General features: G+C 72.6%; 13 protein-coding genes and 1 pseudogene. 11 read left to right on the plus strand and 3 right to left on the minus strand.

All coding sequences use genetic code 11. The features are described from left to right. Positions 1-198 precede the first annotated feature (198 nt). The 9 genes and pseudogenes from HUT18_RS24085 (at position 199) to moeZ (ending at position 13,021) form a co-directional block, all read left to right on the plus strand. Positions 199-1,917 carry an ABC transporter substrate-binding protein gene (locus tag HUT18_RS24085; protein WP_176102642.1) on the plus strand — a complete coding sequence of 573 codons (1,719 nt, stop codon included), beginning with the start codon at positions 199-201 and terminating at the stop codon, positions 1,915-1,917. A 2-nt stretch (positions 1,918-1,919) separates the two neighbouring features. Further along, positions 1,920-2,927: an ABC transporter permease gene (locus HUT18_RS24090; protein WP_176102643.1), complete on the plus strand. Its 1,008-nt coding sequence runs from the start codon at positions 1,920-1,922 to the stop codon at positions 2,925-2,927. Next, positions 2,924-3,913: an ABC transporter permease gene (locus tag HUT18_RS24095; RefSeq protein ID WP_176102644.1), complete on the plus strand. Its 990-nt coding sequence runs from the start codon at positions 2,924-2,926 to the stop codon at positions 3,911-3,913. Before HUT18_RS24090 ends, HUT18_RS24095 begins: the two co-directional genes overlap by 4 nt. After that, entirely contained in the window at positions 3,910-5,562 is a 1,653-nt protein-coding gene (locus HUT18_RS24100) for an ABC transporter ATP-binding protein (protein WP_176102645.1), read from the plus strand. The genes HUT18_RS24095 and HUT18_RS24100 overlap by 4 nt, the downstream gene beginning before the upstream one ends. A 178-nt stretch (positions 5,563-5,740) precedes the next feature. Next, positions 5,741-7,354: pseudogene (locus HUT18_RS24105) on the plus strand (DUF3492 domain-containing protein); the annotation flags it as partial. A 605-nt stretch (positions 7,355-7,959) separates the two neighbouring features. Beyond that, on the plus strand, positions 7,960-9,513 hold the full coding sequence (locus HUT18_RS24110; RefSeq protein ID WP_176096596.1) for a hypothetical protein: 1,554 nt from the start codon (positions 7,960-7,962) through the stop codon (positions 9,511-9,513). Between the two features lie 529 nt (positions 9,514-10,042). Further along, entirely contained in the window at positions 10,043-10,999 is a 957-nt protein-coding gene (locus HUT18_RS24115) for an NAD(P)-dependent oxidoreductase (protein WP_176102647.1), read from the plus strand. Beyond that, a complete protein-coding gene (locus tag HUT18_RS24120; protein ID WP_176102648.1) occupies positions 10,987-11,778 on the plus strand; it encodes a spherulation-specific family 4 protein in 792 nt (263 codons plus the stop codon). Before HUT18_RS24115 ends, HUT18_RS24120 begins: the two co-directional genes overlap by 13 nt. Before the next feature lie 64 nt (positions 11,779-11,842). After that, entirely contained in the window at positions 11,843-13,021 is a 1,179-nt protein-coding gene (gene moeZ, locus HUT18_RS24125; protein ID WP_176102649.1) for an adenylyltransferase/sulfurtransferase MoeZ, read from the plus strand. Positions 13,022-13,175: 154 nt separating this feature from the next. On the opposite strand, the gene HUT18_RS24130 is transcribed toward moeZ, so the two are convergent. The 3 genes from HUT18_RS24130 to HUT18_RS24140 form a co-directional block, all read right to left on the minus strand. Continuing rightward, entirely contained in the window at positions 13,176-14,726 is a 1,551-nt protein-coding gene (locus tag HUT18_RS24130; RefSeq protein WP_254878781.1) for an alpha/beta hydrolase, read from the minus strand. 203 nt (positions 14,727-14,929) lie between these two features. Continuing rightward, a complete protein-coding gene (locus HUT18_RS24135) occupies positions 14,930-16,480 on the minus strand; it encodes an alpha/beta hydrolase (protein ID WP_176102650.1) in 1,551 nt (516 codons plus the stop codon). Positions 16,481-16,579: 99 nt separating this feature from the next. Next, positions 16,580-19,456: a lysylphosphatidylglycerol synthase transmembrane domain-containing protein gene (locus tag HUT18_RS24140; protein ID WP_254878782.1), complete on the minus strand. Its 2,877-nt coding sequence runs from the start codon at positions 19,454-19,456 to the stop codon at positions 16,580-16,582. A 341-nt stretch (positions 19,457-19,797) separates the two neighbouring features. Between HUT18_RS24140 and HUT18_RS24145 the strand changes: the two genes are divergently transcribed. Together HUT18_RS24145 and HUT18_RS24150 are read left to right on the plus strand one after the other, a co-directional pair. Beyond that, the gene (locus HUT18_RS24145) at positions 19,798-20,193 is read left to right on the plus strand and encodes an MGMT family protein (RefSeq protein ID WP_303246552.1); all 396 of its coding nucleotides are present in this window, start codon (positions 19,798-19,800) and stop codon (positions 20,191-20,193) included. A gap of 185 nt (positions 20,194-20,378) precedes the next feature. Beyond that, positions 20,379-24,347 (plus strand): UvrD-helicase domain-containing protein, encoded by a 3,969-nt coding sequence (locus tag HUT18_RS24150; RefSeq protein WP_176102651.1) that lies wholly within the window; start codon positions 20,379-20,381, stop codon positions 24,345-24,347. Positions 24,348-24,426 lie beyond the last annotated feature (79 nt).

Genomic DNA, 24,426 nt, shown 5'->3' on the forward strand with positions numbered 1-24,426 from the left:
TGCCGCGGTGGCGGCCCCTCCCAGATGGTGACCACGGCCACCGGCCTGTGTCGGTGGACCCCGATGTCGACCGACACAAGCCGATATGTGTCGGTAACCACGGTCAACTGACGTGCCCCGGGCGGAAGTTCGCGTGTTTTCTCCCGCTGTTCTTCCCGCCGGTCCCGTTGACCGGTTTCCCTGAGAGGTCGCCTTCAGATGCGTCATACGTCCGTCATAGCCCGCCGCGTGGCAGCGGCATCCGTCAGCCTGGTCCTGGCCTCGGGCGCTGCCGCCTGCGGGCCCGAGGACAGCGGCGAGGGCGGCTCCGGCGACGACGCCGCGCCGGCCAAGGGCGGCACCCTGACCGTCCTCAACTCCGGCCCGCAGGAGGACTTCGACCCCGCGCGGCTCTACACCTCCGGCGGCGGCAACGTCCCCTCGCTGGTCTTCCGTACGCTGACCACCCGCAACCGCGAGAACGGCGCCGCCGGGGCGAAGGTCGTCCCCGACCTCGCCACCGACATCGGGCGCCCGAGCAAGAACGCGACCGTGTGGACGTACACGCTGAAGAAGGGCCTGAAGTACGAGGACGGGACGCCGATCACCTCGGCCGATGTCAAGTACGGGATCGAGCGTTCCTTCGCGGCCGAACTCTCCGGCGGCGCACCGTACTTGAGGGACTGGCTGATCGGCGGCGCCGACTACCAGGGGCCGTACAAGGACAAGAAGGGGCTCGACTCGATCGAGACGCCGGACGAGCGGACCCTGGTCTTCCGGCTCAACAAGCCCGAGGGGGAGTTCCCCTATCTGGCCACCCAGACCCAGTTCGCGCCGGTGCCCAAGGCCAAGGACAAGGGCACCAAGTACGAGGAGCACCCCGTCTCCTCGGGGCCGTACAAGGTGGTGAAGAACGAGGGGGACGGCGAGCGTCTGATCCTGGAGCGCAATGAGCACTGGTCGGCGAAGACGGACGCGGAGCGCAAGGCGTACCCGGACCGGATCGACGTGCGTTCCGGGCTCGACGCCTCCGTCATCAACCAGCGGCTGTCCGCCTCTTCGGGCGCCGACGCTGCCGCGGTGACCACCGACACCAACCTCGGCCCGGCCGAACTGGCCAAGGTCACCGGTGACAAGCAGCTCGCCGCGCGGGTGGGCACCGGCCACTTCGGCTACACCAACTACATCGCCTTCAACCCGAAGGTGAAGCCCTTCGACAATCCGAAGGTGCGCCAGGCCATCTCCTATGCGGTGGACCGGAGTTCGGTGATCAACGCCGCGGGCGGCTCCTCGCTCGCCGAGCCCGCCACCACCTATCTGCCCGCGCAGAAGTCCTTCGGACACACGCCCTACGACCACTTCCCCGCGGGCAAGTCGGGTGACCCGGAGAAGGCCAAGTCCCTGCTGAAGGAGGCGGGTTACCAGGACGGGCTGACCGTCACGCTCACCCACTCCACCGCCAGCGACTTCGAGACCAGTCCGGAGATCGCCACCGCGCTCCAGGACTCGCTGAAGAAGGCGGGAATCACCGTGAAACTCAAGGGGCTTGAGGAGAACGACTACAGCGACACCGTGCACGACGCGAAGAAGGAGCCCGGGTTCTTCCTCGCCCACTGGGGAGCGGACTGGCCCTCCGGCGGGCCCTTCCTGGCCCCGATCTTCGACGGACGACAGATCGTGAAGGACGGTGCCAACTTCAACTCCGCGTTCCTGAACGACCCTTCGGTCAACAAGGAGATCGACGAGATCAACAAGCTGACCGACCTGGACGCGGCCGCCGAGCGCTGGGGCGCCCTGGACAAGAAGATCGGTGCACAGGCCCTGACGGTGCCGCTGTTCCACCCGGTCTACAAGCGCCTGTACGGCAAGGACGTCGAGAACGTGGTCATCAGCGACTGGACCGGCGTGCTCGACATCTCGCAGGTGTCGGTCAAGTAATCATGAGCGAGGCCCAGTTGGCCTCCCGGGCGAGGACGGGCGCGGCCGATGCGGCGCCCGTCCCGGCCTCGGGGGCGAGAATGTTCTGGCGGCGGCTGCGTGCGCAGCGGGCCGCCCTCGCCGCCGCCGTGCTCGCGGCGGTGCTGCTGCTCGTGGCGCTCACCGCGCCGCTGCTCGTCCGCCTCGAAGGGCAGGACACCACCACGTACCACACGGAGTTGGTCGACTCGGCGCGCGGCGGGGTGCCCCTCGGCGCCTTCGGCGGTATCAGTGGCGAGCACTGGCTCGGCGTCGAACCGCAGACCGGCCGCGATCTGTTCGCGCGGCTGGTGCAGGGCGCCCAGGTCTCCCTCGGTGTCGCCCTCGCCGCCACCTTGATCCAGGTCGCCATCGGGGTGAGCGTGGGCCTTGCCGCCGGGCTCGGCAGCCGGTGGCTGGACGCGGTGCTCGACCGGCTCACCGAGGTCGTGATCGCCCTGCCGCTGATCGTGATGGCGCTGGCCCTGCTCGCCGTCGTCCCCGACGACTTCCCGCGCCCGGTCCTGGTCGCGCTGGTCATCGGGCTCGTCGCCTGGGGCACCCTGGCGAAGATCGTGCGCGCCCACACCGTGACCCTGAAACAGCTCGACTACGTCGCCGCCGCGCGCCTCAGCGGCTGGAGCACCTGGCGGATCGCACGCCGGGAGATCCTGCCGGGCCTCGCGGCGCCGGTGATCACGTACTCCGCGCTGCTCTTCCCGGCGAACGTCAGCACCGAGTCGGCGCTGTCCTTCCTCGGCGTCGGCGTGCGGCCGCCCACCCCGTCCTGGGGACAGATGCTGTCGGCGGCCGACGTCTGGTACCAGGCTGCGCCGCAGTACCTGCTGCTGCCCGCCGGGCTGCTCTTCCTCACGGTGCTCTGCCTGACCGTGCTCGGCGACGGTGTCCGTACCGCGCTCGACCCGCGCTCCGCCGCGCGCCTGCGTGTCGGCACCCGGGCGGGCCGGGCCGCCAAGGACGGTGCGGCATGACGCACTTCGTCCTGCGGCGGCTCGCCGGACTGCTGATCACGCTGCTCGCCCTCTCCGTCCTGATCTACCTGATCTTCTACGTGGCACCCGGCGATGTCGCCCAGCGCACCTGCGGGATGCGCTGCTCGCCCGTCCAGGTGGAGCAGGTCGCCGCCCAACTCCATCTGAACGATCCGCTCTACGTGCGGTACGGGCGCTTCCTCGAAGGCATCCTGGTCGGAGCGGACTACTCGACCGGCACCTCCGTACTGCACTGCGAGGCTCCCTGCCTCGGCCTGTCGTACCAGAGCGACCAGGAGGTCACCCGGCTGCTGCTCGACCGGGTGCCGGTCAGCGCCTCGCTCGCGTTCGGCGCCATGGTGCTGTGGCTGCTCATCGGGGTCGGTACCGGAGTGCTCTCGGTGTGGCGGCGGGGCGGGGCCACCGAACGGCTGCTGACCGGGCTCACTCTCGCGGGCGTGGCAACTCCCGTGTTCGTCCTGGGACTTGTGCTGATGATCCTGATCTGCGGGCAGGCGGAACTGCTGCCGTTCCCGCAGTACGTGCACTTCGGCGAGGACCCCGAACAGTGGGCCTGGAACCTGCTGCTGCCCTGGACGACGCTGGCGCTCGCCGAGTCCGCCACCTTCGCCCGGATGACCCGCGCCTCGATGCTGGAGACGCTGGCCGAGGACCATGTGCGCACCTTCCGCGCCTACGGGGTCCCCGAACGCGCGATCGTCGGCAAACACGCGCTGCGCGGGGCGCTCGCGCCGCTCATCGCCCTGAACGCGAACCACATCGGCGCGCTGATCGGCGGCGCGATCCTGACCGAGTCGCTGTTCGGCATCCCGGGCATGGGCCGTGAACTCGTCCACGCCGTCAAGGTGGTCGACCTGCCGGTGGTGGTCGGAATGATGATCGCCGTCGGCTTCGCCGTGGTGGTCGCCAACGCCGTCGCGGACGTGCTGTACGCGGTGGCCGACCGACGGGTGGTGCTGTCATGAGTCTGGTCGAGGTCAGCGAACTCACCGTCGACTTCGGTGAGTTGAGGGCCGTGGACGGGATCTCGCTGCGACTCGAAGAGGGCGGTGCGCTGGCACTGGTGGGCGAGTCGGGCTCCGGCAAGAGCACCGTGGCCGCCGCCCTGCTCGGACTGCACCACGGCACCGGGGCCCGGCTCGGCGGCACCGTGCGGGTGGACGGGATCGACGTACAGGCAGCGGACGAAGGGGAGTTGAGGGCACTGCGCGGGGCGCGGGCGGCGATGGTCTTCCAGGACCCGCTCTCCGCGCTCGACCCGTACTACTCGGTGGGCGTGCAGATCGCGGAGGTGTACCGGGTGCACCGCAGGGTGAGCCGCAGGGCGGCGCGGGCCCGGGCGGTGGAAGTGCTCGACCGGGTCGGCATCCCGGATGCCGCGCGGCGGGTGCGTGCCAGGCCGCACGAGTTCTCCGGCGGCATGCGCCAGCGCGCCCTGATCGCCATGGCCCTGGCCTGCGAGCCGCGCCTGCTCGTCGCCGACGAACCGACCACCGCCCTCGACGTGACCGTGCAGGCCCAAATCCTGGATCTCCTGCACGAGTTGCGTACGGAGACCGGGCTCGGACTGCTCCTGGTCACGCACGACGTGGGCGTCGCGGCACAGAGCGTGGACGAGGTCCTGGTGATGCGGGACGGGCGGGCCGTGGAACGGGGCGAGCTCCGGCAGGTCCTCCCGGAACCACGGGAGGAGTACACCCGTGAACTGCTGGGCGCGGTACCGGCCTTGGACGGGCCACGACAGCGGCCCGTCAATCAGGACGCACCGCCGGTGCTCGAACTGACCGGTCTGCGCAAGGAGTTCGGCCGTGGCCGACGGAGCTTCGCGGCGGTGGACGGCGTCTCGCTGACCCTGCGGCGCGGCCGGACGCTCGGCGTGGTCGGCGAGAGCGGCAGTGGCAAGACCACTCTGGGCCGGATGATCGTCGGCCTGCTCGAACCCACCGAGGGCCAAGTCCGGCTGCGTGCGGGGGAGTCGGGCGAGCGGCCGCGCGTGCAGATGGTCTTCCAGGACCCCGTCTCCTCGCTCAACCCGCGCCGCAGCATCGGCGAGTCCATCGCCGACCCGCTACGGGCGCGCGGCGCGCGCGACGAGTCGCACATCCGGGCCCGGGTCGGCGAGTTGCTCGACCGGGTCGGTCTGGAAGCGGCCCACTACGACCGCTATCCGCACGAGTTCAGTGGCGGTCAGCGCCAGCGCGTCGGCATCGCCCGGGCGCTCGCCGCCGAGCCGCAGATCATCGTCTGCGACGAGCCCGTCTCCGCGCTGGATGTCACCACCCAGGCCCAGGTGACCGCGCTGCTCGGCGACCTTCAGCGCGAACTCGGCCTCGCCCTGGTCTTCGTGGCCCACGACCTGGCGGTGGTGCGGCAGGTCAGCGACGAGGTGGCGGTGATGCGCGGCGGCACGGTCGTCGAGTACGGGCCCGTGGAGCAGGTGTACTCGGCCCCCGCCGAGCCGTACACCAAGGAACTGCTCGCCGCCGTGCCCGTACTCGACCCGGAAGCGGCCGCCGAACGCCGCCGGGTCCTGTCCCGGCACCGGGACAGGAAGAGTGCCGGGCCGAACACCGACGGATCCGCGAGGAGTTGGCCTTCGCCTGACTCTGCGTGACGCGGACGGTCGCAGTCGCGACCCAACGTCACGGCGCGGGGAAAGTTACGCGTCTTCACCCCTTCTGATGGCGCGACGGACGGTTGTCCGTCGCGCCATCAGCTTGTCCGCATACGTTCTTTGCCCTGCGAGCCGTTGGTCAAGACGGCTCACCCGGACGGAGATCGGGGGTGTAAGCGTGCGCATCGGGCTGATTACCGAGGGTGGTTACCCGTTCGCGAGCGGTGAGGCGAGGCTCTGGTGCGACCGGCTCGTGCGCGGGCTCGACCGGCACGAGTTCGACATCTACGCGCTCAGCCGCAGCCGGAGCCAGGACGAGGAGGGCTGGGTCAGGCTGCCCGAGCAGGTGACACAGGTGCGTACGGCGCCCCTGTGGACGCCGGTCGAGCAGACGCCGGAACCGGGCAGGCGTGCCCGGCGCCGGTTCGCCGAGCTCTACGCGGAGCTCGCGGCGGCCCTGTGCGCACCGGAGGCCCCGCTCTCGTCCGAGGAGAGCGGAACCGGCCAGGCGGACCGTTTCAGCAACGCGCTGTACGGGCTGGCCGAACTCGCCCGTGCCGAGGGCTCACTGGCTCGCGCGCTGCTCTCCGAACGCGCCGTGCGCGCACTGGAGCGCGCCTGCCGCGCGCCCGGCGCACCGCGCGCCGTCCAACTCGCCCGCGTCCCCGACCTGCTCGCCGTCGCCGCCCACATCGAACGTGTCCTGCGCCCGCTGTCCCTCGACTGGTACGGCGACACCGGCCTCGGCTCCGCCGACCTGTGCCATGCCACCGGCGGCGGCAGCGTGGCCCTGCCCGGCCTCCTTGCCCGGCACTTGTCCGGCGTACCGCTGCTCGTCACCGAGTACGGGGTCCAGTTGCGCGCGCACTACCTGGGCGCCGGTGACGCCTCGCAGTCCCCGCCCGCCGTACGCGCCCTGCTCGCCGCCTTCCACGGCCGCCTGGCCGCCGAGGTCTACGCGCGCGCAGCGCTGATCACCCCCGGCAACTCCCATGCCCGGCGCTGGCAGGAACGCTGCGGCGCGGACCGCGCCAAGCTGCGGCTGGTCTACCCCGGCATGGACGCCTCCCGGTTCGGCGAGGAACCGGAGGACGCCGCCTGCGCGGACGAGCAGACCCTGGTCTGGGTCGGCCGCGTCGACCCGGCCAAGGACCTGGTCGGCCTGCTGCACGCGTTCGCCGCGGTCCGCCGCGAACGCCCCGGCACCCGGCTGCGCGTCATCGGCGCCCCGGCCGAGGGCGAGGAGGCCGCGGCCTACCTCGCCCAGTGCCGTGTCCTGGCGGCCCAGCTCTTCCCTGATGAGGCGGCGGGCCGGCACGAGGTCGGCGTCAACCCGGTGTCCTTCGAGGAGATCGGCTCGCCCGCGGTGCCCGACCTCGCCGCCGCGTACCTGGCGGGCAGCGTCGTGGTGCTCTCCAGCGTGGTCGAGGGCTTCCCGATCAGCCTTGTCGAGTCCATGTTCTGCGGCCGGGCCACGGTCTCCACCGATGTGGGCGCCGTGGTCGAGGTCATCGGCGGTACGGGTCTGGTGGTGCCGCCGCGCAACCCGCGTGCCCTGGCCGGGGCGTGCCTGAGCCTGCTCGGCGACGCCGCGCGCCGGGAGCGCCTGGGCGCGGCGGCGCGTGCGCGGGCGCTCGAACTGTTCACCGTGGACCAGAACGTCGAGGCGTTTCGCGGCATCTACCTGGAGATCGTCTCGCACTGCCCCGTCCGCCGCGACGACGTCGACGAGGACGGCGAACCCCTCCCCTTCGCCGTCCCCGCCGAGGCCCACCTTCCCGGCCGGTGGACCACCGGTACAGGCGGACGCACCTCCGGGCGCTGGCTCACCGGCCATACGGGCAGGCCGAGTTGGGCGGATCGGGAGGGACGGGAGAGCCGCGAGAACGGCGAGGGCGCTAGTCGGTTGGGTGCTGGTGCTGGTGCTGGTGCTGGTGCGGCGTACGGCGGTGCCGGTGTGGCTGGTGGCGAAACGACTCAGCGGCAGGTGGGACCGGTGGGGTCGGTGCACGGCTCGGGGGTCGAGATGGGCGCAAGTGAGCGTCATGGCACCGGCGCTGGCGTGAGCTCCGTCGCTGGGGACTCGATGGAGTGGCGGTTGTCGGGTTCTACAAGTTCCGTGAGTCCGTCGAGTTCGGTGGATCCGTCACATTCGGTGGGTCCGTCGAGTGCTGCGGGTGCGCCGGATTCTGCGGACTCTGCGGATTCGTTGGGTTCTGCGGGTGCGCCGAGCCCTGCGAGTCCGTCCGCTTCCACGAGTCCGTCCGCTTCCACGGGTCCGTCCGCTGCTACGGGTCCGTCCGCCTCTACGGGTCCCTCGGGTCCGTCCGGCCCAGATGAACTGTCGTGTCCGGCAGGCGAGTTCGCCGTACCCGTCGCGGTGGGGGAGGCGGGCCGATGAGTGCCGAACCCCGCCGTCCGACTGTCGACCTCCCCGTCACTCCGCGGAGCCCGGGTGCCTGGAGCCCGGCATCGCAGGAGGTGCTGACGGCCGGGCAGGAGGAGCCGGTCGTCGCCTCGAAATCTTCGTCCACCTCCTCCATAGCCCTCGACACCCTCGACCCCTCACCCCACATGAACCCCACAGAATCCGCACGCCCCACCGCCGACTCCGAATTCGCCGCCCCCACAGCCGAGTTCGCGTCCCCCTCACCCGAATTCGAGTCCCGTACACCCGAATTCGAGTCCCGTACACCCGAATTGGCGTACCCCAGACCCGAATCCGGGGCCGCGCCGCCCAACGAAACCAGCGCCCCGCCCGCCGCCCGCCGCCCCGGCGGTGACCCGGTGAAGGCGCTGCTGCACCAGCACCGTGACCTGTGCGAGCGTGCCGTGGACCCGCTGGAGATCGCCGCGGGTCTTGAGGCGCACGGCATCACCGACCGGACCGCCGCACGCTTCCGCCACCGGGACGTGTTCGCGCTCGCCGAGGAGATGTATGCACGGGTGCCGCGCCGCGCGGACGGTGACGGCGACTTCGACGACCGCGCCGTCGGCACCTCCGACACGGCAGGCGCCTCGGGCACCGCCGACGCGGTCGACCTCGGCGGCACCGCCGGTACCGACAACACCGGCTCGCCGCACGCATCCGTACGCGAACCCGCCCCCACCGCACCACCGGGAACCCTGTGGGACTGGGCGCTCGCCCCGTTGCTCCCCGGTGCGGTCTGCGCCCTGACCGTGCTCGGGCTCGAAGTCACCGACGGGCAGGCGCACTTCGTGGTGGGCGTGGCCGGGACGCTCGGGCTCGGCCTGGCGATGGTGCCCGCGCTGGGTCGCGGCCCGCTCGGTTCACGGCACCACTTCGCTGTGGGCAGCCGGGTGTGGATCTGCTGGCTGCTGCTCTTTCTCCTGGCCGGGGACAGCCTGCTGCGCGCCGCCGTCATGGGCGGGCCGGACGAGCCGGGCCCCGTGGCGAGCGCGCCGTTGCTGGCGCTCGCCTGTGCCGTCGCGCCGGGCAGTTGGTGTGCGCGACTCTTCGCGACGGTGTCGGCGCGCAACCTGGCGGGCAGCCGCGGGCTCGCCGAATTCACCGCGCGGGTACGGCCGTTGCTGCTCGCGGCCGTCCTGCTGTTCCTGTGCGCACTCGGCCTGTTGCTCGCACTGACCACCGCGGTCCTCGGCGGCGAGGCCGGATACGCGCACCCGGCCGCCCTCGGCGCGCTGCTGTTCCTCGCCCGGCTGCTGCTCGCACGCGGCTTCACCCATGCCCCGGCCCTGGTACTCGCCGCGGTCGGTACCGGCGAGGCACTGGCGCTGGCGACTGTGTTCGCGGGACGACTGCCCGGCTGTGAATCCCTCTCCGTACCGGTGCAGCGCATCGTCGAGGACCACGGCCCCGGCCCGGTGGCCGCACTGATCTGCGGTACCGGCGCACTCGTTCTGCTCCTCCACGCCCTGCGCGCCCTCGCCAGGGCATCCGCCCACACCCGCGAGGGAGGAACCCGGTGAACGGCCCGCGCGCCAGCGCGCGCACCACCGTCGTCCGCCCGAGCGCACACCTCACCACCCTCCGCACCACTTCCCTCCCGAGCGCGCACCCCACACCCGCCACCCACCCCACCCCGCACGCCCCCGGCGCACACCATCCGCCCGCCCCCACAACCCACGCCACGCGCACCTCGCGCGCCCCCGGCACCCACCGCCCCGGCACCCCTGCCCCGCCCCCGGCGGCAGGCCCTCCCCGCCGGACGTCCCCACGCTCCCCGGCCGGGGCCTCCCGACTCACCACGGCACACCCTCGAAGGGACACCCAGATGACCGCTCCGCCTCGCGAGACCACCGCTCCCCTCGCACCGCCCCCCGGTACGGCGACACCGGACGAGGACCGCCCCGGCCGCCCGAGCGGCCCGGTCCGTACCCCGGACCCCGGCCCCGCCCCCTCTCCCGCCCCCGCGCGAACCACGGCAACCCCCCGAGCCCTGGCAACCTCCCGTCGCCCGGCAACTCCCCACACCCACAAGCACAAGGGGGACGCCCGATGAGAGTTCTGCTGATCGGTGCCACGGGGTACCTGGGCCGGTTCGTCGCCGAGCGGCTGCTCGCGGACCCGGCGGTGCAGCTCACCGCGCTCGGCCGCCGCGACGACGCGGATGTCCGCTTCGACCTCGCGGGCGGCAGCCCCGGCGCGCTGAGCCGCTTTCTGGACGCGGTGCACCCGGGCGTCGTCATCAACTGCGCGGGCGCCACCCGGGGCGGCGCCCGGGACCTGACCCGGCACAACACGGTCGCCGTCGCCACCGTCTGCGAGGCGCTGCGCCGCAGCGGCTGCGGGGCGCGCCTGGTCCAGCTCGGCTGCGGCGCGGAGTACGGGCCGAGCCAGCCAGGTTCCTCCACCGCCGAGGACGCGGTGCCAAGGCCCGGCGGCCCGTACGGGGTGAGCAAGCTCGCCGCCACCGAGCTGGTGCTCGGCTCCGGTCTCGACGCGGTGGTGCTGAGGGTCTTCTCGCCCGCCGGTCCCGGCACCCCGGCGGGCTCCCCGCTCGGCCGGCTCGCGGAGGCGATGCGGCGGGCCATGCAGTCCGGGGACGGCGAACTGAAGCTCGGCGGGCTCGGCGCGCAACGGGACTTCGTCGACGTACGCGACGTGGCGCGCGCCGTGCACGCCGCCTCGCTGTCGGCCGCCCAGGGCGTGGTCAACATCGGCTCCGGCCGCGCGGTCCGGCTGCGCGACGCCGCCGCCACCCTCGCCCGGGTCGCCGGATACGGCGGCACCCTGCACGAACTGGACGGCCCCGCCCACCCGGTGCGCGGCCCCATCGGACACCCGCGCGGCGAGCAGGAGCAGCCCGGGCCCGTACACCCGTATCCGGACGGCTGCGGCAGCTGGCAGCAGGCCGATGTGCGTACCGCCCGCGACCGGCTCGGCTGGCGGCCCCGGATCCTCCTGGAGGAGTCGCTCGCCGACATCTGGATGGAGGCGGCATGCCGCATCTGACCAGACCCCGCGCCCTGCGCGCCGGTACCGGCTCCGGCACCCGCTTCGCCCTGCCGGGCCTGGCCCACCCACTGGTCGCCCCCGCCGAGTGGGCCGAGCCGACCCGGCCCGGCACCCCCGTGGACTGGGTGGTCCTGAACGTCTCCGCCCGTGGTCCCGGCCAGCGGCCCGACCCGCACTGCCTGGCCGCGGTCGGGCGGCTGACCAACGCGGGGGTACGTGTTCTCGGTCACCTCGACCTCACCTGGGGCACCCGGTCCTTCGGCGAGATCGTCTCGGACGCGCACCGCTACGTGGACTGGTACCGGCCCGACGGCTTCCTGCTCGCCCGCTGCCCCACCGACCGCGCCGCGCTGCCCGAGGTCCGCCGTACCGTGGCGACCCTGCGCGCGCTGCTCGGTACCGAGCGCCGGCGCACGGGCCGGGCGCGCACGCCCCGGGGCGCGCACATCGTCCTCGGCCACGGCCGCCATCCGTACCCCGGATACGCGGAGAGCGGCGACCAGTTGATCACCTTCCACGGGCCGTGGAGCGACTACCGCTGGTCGCAGGCGGCCGAGTGGACCGCCGACTACCCGCCGGACCGCTTCTGTCACCTGGTCCACTCACTGCCCGCGGGACATCTGGAGGAGGCGCTGCGCATCGCGCGCTGGCAGGGGGCCGGGACGGTCTGCTTCACCGACCGGACCCGGCGCGGACCGGCCGCCGCGCCCTGGGAGGCCATGCCCGGCTACTGGGACGAGATCGTCTCGCACGTCGGAACGGGTGTCTCGGAATGAAGAAGGCCGTGGCACTGTTACGGGAAGGAACCACCGTTTTTGACGTCCGACCAACGGAGCCCCCGTGTCGCTGCCACCCCTGGTCGAGCCCGCATCCGAGCTCACCGTAGACGAGGTCCGCAGGTACTCCCGCCACCTGATCATCCCCGATGTGGGCATGGACGGGCAGAAGCGGCTGAAGAACGCCAAGGTGCTGTGTGTGGGCGCCGGCGGTCTCGGTTCGCCCGCCCTGATGTATCTCGCCGCGGCCGGTGTCGGCACGCTCGGCATCGTGGAGTTCGACGAGGTCGACGAGTCGAACCTGCAGCGCCAGATCATCCACAGCCAGGCGGACATCGGCCGCTCCAAGGCCGAGTCCGCGCGGGACAGTGTCAAGGGCATCAACCCCTACACGAACGTGATCCTTCACCAGGAACGGCTCGAGGCCGAGAACGTGATGGAGATCTTCGGCCAGTACGACCTGATCGTCGACGGCACGGACAACTTCGCCACCCGTTACCTGGTCAACGACGCCTGCGTGCTGCTGAACAAGCCGTACGTCTGGGGCTCGATCTACCGTTTCGACGGCCAGGCCTCGGTCTTCTGGTCCGAGCACGGCCCCTGCTACCGCTGCCTGTACCCGGAGCCGCCCCCGCCGGGCATGGTGCCCTCCTGCGCCGAGGGCGGCGTCCTCGGTGTGCTGTGCGCCTCGATCGGTTCGATCCAGGTCAACGAGGCCATCAAGCTGCTCGCGGGTATCGGTGAGCCGCTGGTCGGCCGCCTGATGATCTACGACGCCCTGGAGATGCAGTACCGCCAGGTCAAGGTCCGCAAGGACCCCGACTGCGCGGTCTGCGGCGAGAACCCCACCGTCACCGAACTCATCGACTACGAGGCCTTCTGCGGCGTCGTGTCCGAGGAGGCCCAGGAGGCGGCGGCCGGTTCCACGATCACGCCCAAGCAGCTCAAGTCGTGGATCGACGACGGCGAGAGCATCGACATCATCGACGTCCGCGAGCCGAACGAGTACGAGATCGTCTCCATCCCGGGCGCCCGGCTGATCCCCAAGAACGAGTTCCTGATGGGCACCGCCCTCCAGGACATGCCGCAGGACAAGAAGATCGTCCTGCATTGCAAGACGGGTGTCCGCAGTGCGGAAGTCCTCGCGGTCCTGAAGTCCGCGGGCTTCGCCGACGCGGTGCACGTGGGCGGCGGCGTCATCGGCTGGGTCAACCAGATCGAGCCGGAGAAGCCCGTCTACTGACGGAGGCCGGTCCGCTGACCGAGGAAGCCGGTCTGCTGACCGAGGAAGCCGGTCTGCTGACCGAGCGGCCTCGGCCCGAACACTTCGAAGGGCCCCAACTCCTCCCCGCCGGGGAGAAGTTGGGGCCCTTCGCCGTGACCGGGCGCCGGTGGCCTCAGTCGCAGACCTTCCCGTCCTTGGGCACCTCGCCCTTCAGGAGGTAGTCGTCGACGGTGCCGTCGACGCAGTCGCTGCCGCTGCCGTACGCACCGTGGCCCTCGCCCTTCCAGGTCAGCATCACGCCGACGTCCTTGCCGAGTTCGTCGGCCATCCGCCGGGTGCCCTCGTACGGGGTGGCCGGGTCACCGGTGTTGCCGACGACCAGGACGGGTGCGGCGCCGGGGGCGGAGACCTCGGGGGTGTCCTCCAGGCCCGGCACCGTCCAGCCGTGGCACCAGCCCGCGGTGTCCCAGCCCAGGAACTCCCCGAACACCGGAGACAGGCGCCGGAATTCGGCGAGTTCACGCTTGGCCTCGGCGGCGGTCGGGCGCTCCTTGGCGTCCCGGCAGGAGATGGCCCGCTGGGAGTGGCTCTGGGTGTCGTAACTGCCCGCTTCGTCACGGCCGTTGTAGGCATCGGCGAGACGCAGCAGCTCACTGCCGTCGCCGTCCTCGGCCGCTTCGAGTCCCGCGGTGAGCGCGGGCCAGTTGTCCTTGCTGTACAGGGTGACCGCGATACCGGTCTGCGCCAGCGTCTGGGTCAGCTCGCGCCCGCCGCCCGCGGGCATCGGCTTCGCGTCGAGCCCGTCGAGCAGGCGCACTATGCGGGCGGTGCCCTTCTTGGGGTCCTCGCCGGTGGAGCGCAGGTAGTCCTCCAGCGCCCGCTGGAAGCCCAGGGCCTGGTTCTTGGCGTGCCCGACGGCGCCCGCGCTCGGGTCGACGACGGCGTCGAGCACCACCCGGCCCACCCGGCCCGGGAACAAGTGGGCGTAGGTGCCGCCGAGTTGGGTGCCGTAGGAGATGCCGAAGTAGTGCATCTTGTCGTCGCCGAGCACCTGACGCATCAGGTCCATGTCGTGGGCGGTCGCCTGGGTCGACAGATGCGGAAGGAGCTCCCCGGCGTCGCGGTCGCAGCCCTTGGCGAAGTCGGCCGCGTCCGCGAGGAAGGTCTTCTCCTCCTTGGCGTCGTCGGGGGAGAGGTCGATCGTCTCGGCCGCCGCTACCTTCTCGTCGTCGCGGCAGCGCAGGCCCTCGCTCGCCGCCACGCCGCGCGGGTCGAAGCTCACCAGGTCGTACCGGCCGCGCAGCTTCCCGTACAGGTCGGACAGCGAGGGCAGGCCGGAGATGCCGGAGCCGCCGGGGCCGCCGAAGTTGAACAGGAGCGAGCCGAGGCGGTCGCCCTCGCCGGTGGACTCGGCGCGGATCAGGGCGATGCCGATCCGTTCGCCGTCGGGCTTCGCGTAGTCCCGGGGCACCTGGAGCGTCGCGCACTGCCACTCGGAGCCGGGCGCCTGGCCGGAGGAGTCGGCCTCGCAGCGTCCCCAGTCCAGCTTCTGCCCGGTCAGCGCCGCGGGCAGCGCGGGCTGATCCCCGCCCTGGGCCCCGGACGGGTTCGTCGGGCGCTTCGTGTCCTTCGGGTCCTTGTCCCCGTCGGAATCCCCGGAGCCACCGCACCCCGCTATCAGCAGTGCCGCCGCGGCTGCCGCCACGACGCGTACGACTCGCATCAACTGTTCCCTCCCCATGGCCGCCCCTCTCCACCGCTCACGCGGCCCGGACGGTGGCGACATAGTAGGCGTACCTGCCGACAGGGGATCCGGCGGGCGCTCCCGGGCGCTCCAGGGCGCTCCCGGACAGGTACGGACCGGCGTGCACGCGGGCGCCTGCGCCCGCGCCCCACGGGCGCGCGCCCGCGACGAGCGCGTACCCCTCAGCCGCACACCTTGCCGCTCCTGGGCACCCGGCCCGCGAGCAGATACTCGTCGACGGTGGCGCGTACACAGGCGTCGCCGCTGTCGTAGGAGCCATGGCCCTGGCCGCGGTAGGTGAGTTCGACGCCCACGCCCTTGCCGAGGGCCCGCGCCATGCGGTGGGTGCCCTCGTACGGGGTGGCCGGGTCGCCGGTGTTGCCGACGACCAGGATCGGGGGCGCGCCCGGGGCGCTCACCTCGGGGTGATCGGCGGCGCCGGGCACCGGCCAGTCGGTGCAGCCGAGCATCCCCCACGCCAGGTACTCGCCGAACAGCGGCGCCGCCCTGCGGAAGGCGGGGAGCCGGTGCCGTACGTCCGCGACCGAGTAACGCGCCTTCTCGTCCGAGCAGTTGATGGCCATGTTGGCGGCCTGGATATTGCTGTACGAACCGTTGGGATTGCGGCCGTTCATGGCGTCGGACAGCAGCATCAGGGTCTGGCCCCGGCCGTCGTAGGCCTCCTGCAGACCCTGGATCAGGTAGTCCCAGAAGTCCTTCGAATAGAGCGACTGCGCGATGCCGTTGAGGGCCGCGGTCTGGGTGAGGCGGCGCGGGAGGGCGCCGGGCAGGGGCCTTCGGTCCAGGCGTTTCAGGAGCGCCACCATCCGCGACTCGACCTCGGCGGCCGAGTCGCCGAGCGGGCATTCCTCCCGCCTGCCGGCGCAGTCCTCGGCGAAGTTGTCGAGCGCCAGCTGGAAGCCGCGGGCCTGGCCGAGGGCGCCCTGCTCCGAGGAGCGCGAGGGGTCGACCACCGCGTCCAGCACGGCCCGGCCCACCCGCCTGGGGAACAAGTGCGCGTAGACACCGCCGAGTTCGGTGCCGTACGAGATCCCGAAGTAGTACAACTTGGCGTCGCCGAGCACCCGGCGCATCAGGTCCAGGTCGCGGGCGGCGTCCGTGGTGCGCACATGCGGCAGCATCGCACCGGAGTTCTTCGCGCAACTGCTGTTGAAATCGCGGGTGTTGTCGAGCAGCGCGGTGCGCTCGGCGGCGTTGTCCGGAGTGGCGTCCTGCTGAAAGTGCGCGTCGAGCTGTCGCCCGTTCTGGCAGATCACCGGCGCGCTCGCGCCGACCCCGCGCGGGTCGAAGCTCACCAGGTCGTAGCGGGTGCGCAGCTTCGCGTACTGGTCGCCGAAGGACGGCAGCGCACTGACCCCCGAGCCGCCGGGCCCGCCGAAGTTGAAGATCAACGAGCCGATCCGGCCCTTCTCGGTGCCGGTGGTGGTGGCCCGTACCAGCGCGAGATCGATGGTCTCGCCCCTGGGCTCGTCCCAGTCGCGGGGCGCCTTCATCGTCGTGCACTGCCACCGGCCGCCCCCGGCCGCGGCGGTCGGCGCCCGCCCCGCGCCCTGCGCCTCGTCGGGCACGGGGCAGTCCGACCAGCTCAGCCGCTGCCGCGACAGGTCCTCGTGCCCCTCGCCCTTGTCGTCGCCGCAGCCCGGCAGCGAGGCGGCCAGCACGACGAAGGAGACGAGGGCAGCGGCGCGCGGCGCGCGGGGCGGCATCGGCATGCCACCCATCCTCGGGCCGCCGTGCCGGGCCCGCCCGGGGCGTGGTCCGAGCGGGTGAGCCAGCCCGCTACGGCAGCGGCGTCGCGCAAGGGCCCGCGGTCACAGTGCTCCCTTGCGGGTCAGATGGTTGAAGAAGAGCCAGCCGGGCAGCACCGGCAGCCACAGCGTCAGCAGCCGGTACAGGAGCACCGCGGGGGCGGCGACCTCCTTGGGCAGACCGACCGCGATCAGGCCGACGGTGAGGGTGGCCTCGACGGCGCCGACTCCGCCCGGGGTCGGCGCGGCCGAGCCCAGCGCGTTCCCGGCGAGGAAGACCACGGCGACGCTGGCCAGGCTCAGCGCGGGGGTGTCGTCCCGCCCGAAGGCGCGGATCGAGGCATCCAGGCACATCACGAAACAGGCCGTGAGCAGCAGCATGCCGCCGATCCCGGTGAGCAGCTTCTGCGGCCGCTGGAGCACGTCGAGCATGCGCGGCACCACACCCGCGAACAGCGAGCGCACCCGGGTCGAGACGAACTTGCGCATGAACGGGATCGAGGTCACCACCAGCGCCAGTACGGCGACGGTGAGCAGGCCCGCGATGACCGTACGGGACGGCGAGAGCGACGGCGTCTTCTCGGTGCCGGTCAGATAGCCGAAGGTCAGCAGCAGCACGATGTGGGCACCGAGCCCGAACAACTGCGAGGCGCCGACGCTGGCCACCGCGAGCCCGGGGCGTACGCCCGCGCGTTGCAGAAAGCGGGTGTTGAGCGCCACCCCTCCGACCGCCGCGGGCGCCACGATCTTCACGAAGGACCCGGCGACCTGCGCGCCCACCGTCCGCATGAACGGCACCCGCTCCGGCACGAAGCCGAGCAGGCTCATCGCCGCCGCGAAGTAGCTCGCCGCCGAGAACAGCACCGCCGCGATCACCCAGCCCCACTGGGCCTCCTCGAAGAGGGTGCGGAACTCGATGTGGGTGAGCTGCGAGAGCAGGAAGTACGCGCCGATCGCACCGGCGATGAAACTGAACAGGGTGCGCGGCCGGATCCGCTCCAGGCGGGCGGGCTCGACCGGCGCCTGCGGGCGGATCAGCAGCACCTGATGGCGGATCTGGGTGAGCAGGTCGTCCTCGCGGGCGCCGTCCAGGGCCTCGTCGATGGCCCGCTTCTCGGCCTGCTTCTCGGCGCGCAGCGTCTTCTTGTCGGGCCCGGCGGCGGCGCTCTGCCCCTCGTCCTGCTCGTCGAGCTTGGCCTGCTTGGCCCGCTGCGAGGCGTCGAGTACGGCTTCGCGTTCGCGCTGTGCGCGCTCCCTGGCCAGCCTGCGCAGGGTGGCCCGGGTGGACCGGGTCAGCGCGATCGGCTGGAGCATCGGCAGACAGTCGGCCACCGCGTCCGGGCCGAGCACCGCGAGCGCCGAGTCCACGGCCCGTTCGGCGCCCACCCGCAGGCCGAGCGTGGCAAGGAGCTGGGCGATGTCCATCCGCAGCACCAGGTCACCGGCCGCGATCTCGCCGCCGCGCAGATCGGTGAGGACCACGGTGCCCGAGGAGTCCACCAACAGCGCGTCGCCCGCGAGTCTGCGGTGGGCGATACGGCGCGACTGGAGCGCCTTGACCTGCCGCCAGATGTCGGCGAGCAGAGCGTCGGTGAGCTCCTCGTCGTCGAGCGAGTCCAGGCTCTGGCCGCCGGTGTGCTCGTAGACCAGCATCACCGCGTCCGGGCCGAGTTCGGAGGTCGCGATCAGCTTGGGCGCATGGGCACCGGCGGCGATCACCGCGTACGCGAGCAGAGCCTCCTGCTCCAGGGCCTGGCGCAGCGACTGGAGGCTGCTGCGGGTGTTGATGCCGCGCAGCGTCAGCCGCCGCCAGGCGCGGTAGAAGAAGCCCTGCGCCTGCTGTTCGCGGTCCACGACCGTGACGTCCAGCGGCGGGCCGTCCTCCAGGGTGACGAAGTAGCGGCGGCCCCGGTCGGGGTGCTCGGGCCCCTCCTTGCCGGGCTCGGCCTCCACCCGGGCGGCGCTGAGCGGGCGGAAGCCCACCCGGCGCAGGCCGGTGAGCAGGGTGCGCCCGGTCGGCCGGACGTTGGGGGAGCCGACCGCGTACAGCGTTCCGTACGCCACCGACCAGCCGATCAGCAGCGTCAGGATGATCGAGAACGGGGTGGTGTAGCCGGTGACGAGCATGGCGAAGGCGTCGAGCAGCAGCACCACCCACAGGATCACCCGCCAGCGGGGTCTGCGGGACATGCCGACGGCCGTCATATAGGCGATCACCGGGGCGAGATAGCCGTGCACCGGGTCGGTCAGGGCCTGGATGTCGCCGGGCGCGGGCTGGGTCAGCGCGTCCTTGATCGAGCCCGGGGCGGACTCGGCCACCCACAGGTCGGTCGCCAGGGTCACGCCGTGGGCGAGCACGGCCGCGAGCACGCCGTCGGCGATGCGCAGCCCGTCGCGTTTGATCAGCCGCTCGATGGCGAACGCCACCGGCACCAGGAGCACCGCGATGCTGGAGGCCAGGCCCGCGAACTTGATCAGCAGGTCGGGGGCCTGGCCGGTGCCCTTGTTGATGTCCTGTTCGAGGCCCGAGGTGGTGCCGTGCGCGAACAGCGCGATGGCCAGGAGCACCGCGATGGCGAGCACCCCGACGAGCAGCCGCATCAGGTCCGAGGGCCGGTGCACCCGGGCGGCGAGCAGCGGCTCGTCGCCCTCCACCTCGTCGGCGTGGGCACCGCCGCTGCGGACGCTCGCGTTCTCCCCCTCGGCGTGCGCTCCGGCGCGCGTATGGTCGCGGGCGCCGTCGTGCGGGCCGCGGGATCCGGCCTCCGACTCCGAAGGGCGCGGGCCGCCGGGCTCCGGGCGCGGGTCCGCCGCGGACCGGGGCGCATCGCTGCGGTCCCCGGCGCCGTGCGCGCCCTGGTGCGGTGCCCGCTGTCCGCGGTCCCCGGTACCTGGGTGCGCGTCGGTGCCGGGCTCCTTCGCGGCTTCGTCCGGGCGCACGCCTCGCCGTTCCCTCTTGTTCTCGCGCGGCTGATCTTCCGCTGGTTTCGGTTGCCCTGTCTGGCCCTGCCGACCTTGCTGCCTCGGGTGTCCGGGGAGTCCGGGTGGTTGTGCTGGATCCGGTTGGCGGCGCGGTCCGGGTTGCTGCGGTGGTTCTGGTTCACCCGGCCCCACTGGCTCGTCCGTCACCAGTCACCGTCCGCACGATGGTGGCATGCGCCGGGTGCGCGCGGGGGCAGCAGGGTGCAGCTCACGGGAACAAAGTGTGCTTCACCCCGCTTTGTTCCGGACTCCGCCGCACACCGTACGGCTTGTCGGTGGCGTACGGCAGGATGGGGCGGATGACTGAGCACGAGCTGCCGGAGGAGCGCGCCGCCCCCGCCGACGAGGACGGCACCGACACACTGCCCGCCTACGCCGAACGCGTCCTGGACGTCGCCGAACTCATCCCCGCCGGACGCGTCATGACCTACGGGGACGTCGCCGAGTGGCTCGAAGAGGGCGGCCCGCGCCAAGTGGGCCGGGTGATGGCCCTGTACGGCGGCGCGGTTCCCTGGTGGCGCGTGGTGCGCGCCGACGGGCACCTGCTCCCCGGACACGAACTGCGCGCGCTGGACCACTACCGCGCCGAGGGCACCCCGCTGCGCGAGGCATCGCGCGGCGCCGAAGGGCACCTGCCGCGTCTCGACATGAGGCGGGCACGCTGGGACGGCCGGGACGCACAGGCTCACACCTGACAGCCTGCGCCACCGCACGGCGCCACGGCGGGCGTTTGACCCGTACGGCGTACCCGCACCGGCCCCCGCGACTGGCGTACGTTCGTCTCCCACGGCCCGCCCCCGACGCGAGGCCGCCAGCACGCGCGCCGGGCGGACCGGCGCCCACCGCACCACCAGCACAACCACCAGGACCGGCGAATCACGTGAGCTCCTCTTCTTCCACCCGGCGCCTGCCGCACCCCGGGGTCCGGCGGGGAGAGTCCGCGTACCGTCTCGTCCGCACACCACCGACGACCCCCGGCCCGCCCGAACCGGACGCGAGCCAGCGCGCAGTGGTCGACCACCGGCACGGACCGCTCCTGGTCCTCGCCGGTCCGGGAACCGGCAAGACGACCACCCTCGTCGAGGCCGTGCACGCCCGCATCGCCCAGGGCACCGACCCCGAGCGCATGCTCGTGCTCACCTTCAGCCGCCGGGCCGCCGTCGAACTGCGCGACCGCATCGCCCTGCGCACCGGCGCCGCCGCGGCCCCGCAGGCCACCACCTTCCACTCCTTCTGCTACGCCCTCGTCCGCGCCCACCAGGACAGCGAACTCTTCCGCGACCCCCTGCGACTGCTGTCCGGACCCGAACAGGACGTCGCGGTACGCGAACTGCTCGCCGGACAAATCGACCTCGCCCGCAGCGGCCTCGCCACCATCCGCTGGCCCGACGAACTGCGCGCCTGCCTCACCACCCGCGGCTTCGCCGACGAGGTACGCGCCGTCCTGGCCCGCTCCCGCGAACTCGGCCTCGGCCCACGCTCCCTGGAGTCCTTCGCCCGCCGCGCGGGCCGCCCCGACTGGACCGCCGCGGCCGCGTTCCTCGCCGAGTACCTCGACGTCCTCGACATGCAGGGCGTCCTCGACTACGCCGAACTCGTCCACCGCGCCGTGCTGCTCGCCGAACGCCCCGAGGTCGCCGCCCGGCTCACCGAGCGGTACGAGGCGGTCTACGTGGACGAGTACCAGGACACGGATCCGGCGCAGGTGCGGTTGCTGCGGGCGTTGGTGGGGGAGTCGGCGGGGGCGTTGGCGGGGGCGGGGAATGCTGGGAATGCCGGGAGTGTCGGGCGCGCCGGGGATGCTGGGGATGCAGGAAGTGCCGTGGGTGCGGCGGGAGTCGGTGCTGCGGGGGGCGGTGGTGCGGGGAGCGGTGCTGCGGGGATCGGTGGTGGCGGTGGGGTGCCGGGTGCCGGTTCGGGTGGGCGGGCGCTGGTCGCCTTCGGTGATCCGGACCAGTCGATCTACGCGTTCCGCGGCGCCGATGTGAACGGCATCCTCGACTTTCCGCAGATGTTCCCGCGCCCGGACGGCTGCCCCGCGCCGGTACGGGTACTCGGCACCTCACGGCGCGCCCCCGCCGGGCTGCTCGCCGCCACCCGGCTCCTCACCCAGCGGATGCCACTGACCCGGCTGCCCGTCGAAAAGGTGCGTGCGCACCGCGAGTTGGCGGCCGAGCGGGACGGCGGCACCGTCGAGGTGCAGACCTTCGCGACGGCGGGCGCCGAACTGGACAACGTCGCCGACCTGCTCCGGCGTGCCCATCTCGAGGACGGCGTCCCCTGGGGCGAGATGGCCGTACTGGTCCGGGCGGGGGCCCGCATCCCCGCGGTGCGCCGCGCGCTCACCACGGCCGGCGTTCCCCTCGACATCGACGGCGACGACCTTCCACTGCGCCACGAGCCCGCTCTGGCACCGCTGCTGCTTGCTTTGCGGGTGGTTGCGGAGTCGGTGGAGGGGGAGGAGGGCGTGGGTTTGGGTGACGCCGAGGTGGGTGACGCCCACCTGGTGGGTGAGGCGGAGTTGGGTGAGGCGGAGTCGGGTGAGGCGGAGTCGGGTGAGGCGGAGTTGGGTGAGGCGGGGGCGGGGGGCCTGGAGCAGGCGTCCGGGGGTGGCAGGTCCGAGGATGGTCGGTCGGGGGATGGGCAGTCCAGGGATGGTCGGTCCGGGGATCGGCAGTCCGGGGATGGCCGGTTGGAGGATGGGCAGTTCGAGGGCCACGGGTCCCAGGGGCAGGAGTCCTTTGATGCGCTGTCCGTGGTTGCGCAGTCCTCGGATTCGGAGTCCGAGGATTCACGGTCCCGGGTTGCGCAGTCCCCGGATTCGCAGTCCGAGGAAGCACCGTCCCGGGTTGCGCAGTCCCCAGATTCGCAGTCCGAGGATTCGCAGTCCCATGACCCCCGATCCACGGACCCGCACACCCCGGATCCCGAACCCTCGGACCCGCATACCCCACGTACCCCCTCCATCGCCCCCGCCTGGCTCGACACGGAAACCGCGCTCACCCTGCTCACCTCACCGCTCGCCGGGATGGACACGGCGGATCTGCGGCGGCTCGGCCGCGCGCTGCGCGAGGAGGAGCGCGCGGCGGGCCACCGGCTGCCGCCGCCCTCCGACGAGCTGCTCGCCCGCGCACTGGCCGAGCCCGAGCGACTCGTAGCCCACGACCCCGCCTACGCCCGCGGTGCCCAGCGGCTGGGCGCCCTGCTGCGCAAGGCGCGGGAGCGGCTCGCGGGCGGCGGTACGGCCGAGGAGGCGCTGTGGGAACTGTGGAACGGCACCGGCTGGCCCGGGCGACTGGAACGCGCCGCCCGGCGGGGCGGGCCCGCGGGGCGCAACGCAGACCGTGACCTGGACGCCGTCTGCGCCCTCTTCGCGACCGCCGCCAGGGCCGAGGCACGGACCGGAGGCCGCGGCGCGCTCAACTTCCTCGCCGAGGTCCAAGCGCAGGACATCGCGGCCGACACCCTCACCCGCCGGGCCGTACGCCCGGACGCCGTACGGCTGATGACGGCCCACCGCGCCAAGGGACTTCAGTGGCGGCTCGTCGTGGTGGCCGGGGTCCAGGAGGGGCTCTGGCCCGATCTGCGGCGCCGCGGTTCGCTCCTGGAGGCCGACCGCATCGGTCGCGACGGCCTCGCTCCGCCGCTGACCCCGGGCGCCCTGCTCGCCGAGGAACGCCGCCTCTTCTACGTGGCCGCCACCCGCGCGAGCGAGCGCCTGGTCGTCACCGCGGTGAAGGCACCGGCCGAGGACGGCGACCGGCCCTCACGCTTCCTCACCGAACTCGGCGTGGAACCACGCGAGATCAGCGGGCGCCCGCGCCGCCCGCTCGCGGTGTCCGCGCTGGTCGCCGAACTACGGGCCACCACCGTCGACCCGCGCGCCTCGGCGGCCCTGCGCCAGGCGGCGGCCGAGCGGCTCGCCAGGCTCGCCGCGCTCGACGACGGCGAGGGCAGACCGCTCGTGCCGAGCGCGCACCCCTTCCGCTGGTGGGGCGTGGACGAACCCACCGAGAACAAGGTGCCGTTGCGCGACCGCGACCGACCCTTGGTGCTCTCCGGCAGCGCACTCGACCAACTCGCCCACACCTGCGCCCTGCAGTGGTTCCTCGGCCGCGAAGTGAAGGCGGACACCCCGGCCACGGCCGCCCAGGGCTTCGGCAACGTGGTGCACGTACTCGCCGACGAGGTCGCCTCCGGCCGGACGCCCGCCGACCTCGACGTACTGATGGAACGCCTCGACTCGGTGTGGGACGCGCTCGCCTTCGACGCCCCGTGGAAGTCCGCACAGGAGAAGGACAACGCGCGCCTGGCCCTGGAGCGCTTCCTCAAGTGGCACGTCCTGGACCGCACGGAGCGGGTCGCGGTCGCCAGCGAGCACGGCTTCGACGTGACGCTGGAGGCCGGCGGCGTCGCCGTGCGGATCCGCGGCTCGATGGACAGGGTCGAGCGGGACGGCGAAGGGCGCGCGTACGTCGTCGACTTCAAGACGGGAAAGCAGGCACCGACCGCCGCCGAGGTCGCCCGGCACCCGCAGCTCGCCGTGTACCAGCTCGCCGTCCGCGAGGGCGCGGTGGACGAGGTCTTCGACGGAAGCAGGCCGGAGCCGGGCGGCGCCGAACTCGTCCACCTGCGGCAGGGCGCCGCCCGCCGCGACGGCGGCGAGGAACTGCCCCGCGTCCAGGCCCAGGAGGCCCTGGCCGGTGAATGGGTCGGCGACCTCCTCGCCACGGCGGCGGGCAAGGTCCTCGACGAACGCTTCACTCCCACCGCCGGACAGCACTGCACGCACTGCTCGTTCCGGGCGTCGTGCAGTGCGCGGCCGGAGGGGCGGCAGGTCGTCGAGTGACGGCAGGTCGTCGAGTGAGGGGGATGGGTGTGGGGGAGGGGCTTGGGGAGGGGTGAGGAGTGAGGGGTGAGGAGTGAGG

The organism is Streptomyces sp. NA04227 (assembly GCF_013364195.1).
In the GTDB taxonomy this organism is placed as follows: domain Bacteria; phylum Actinomycetota; class Actinomycetes; order Streptomycetales; family Streptomycetaceae; genus Streptomyces.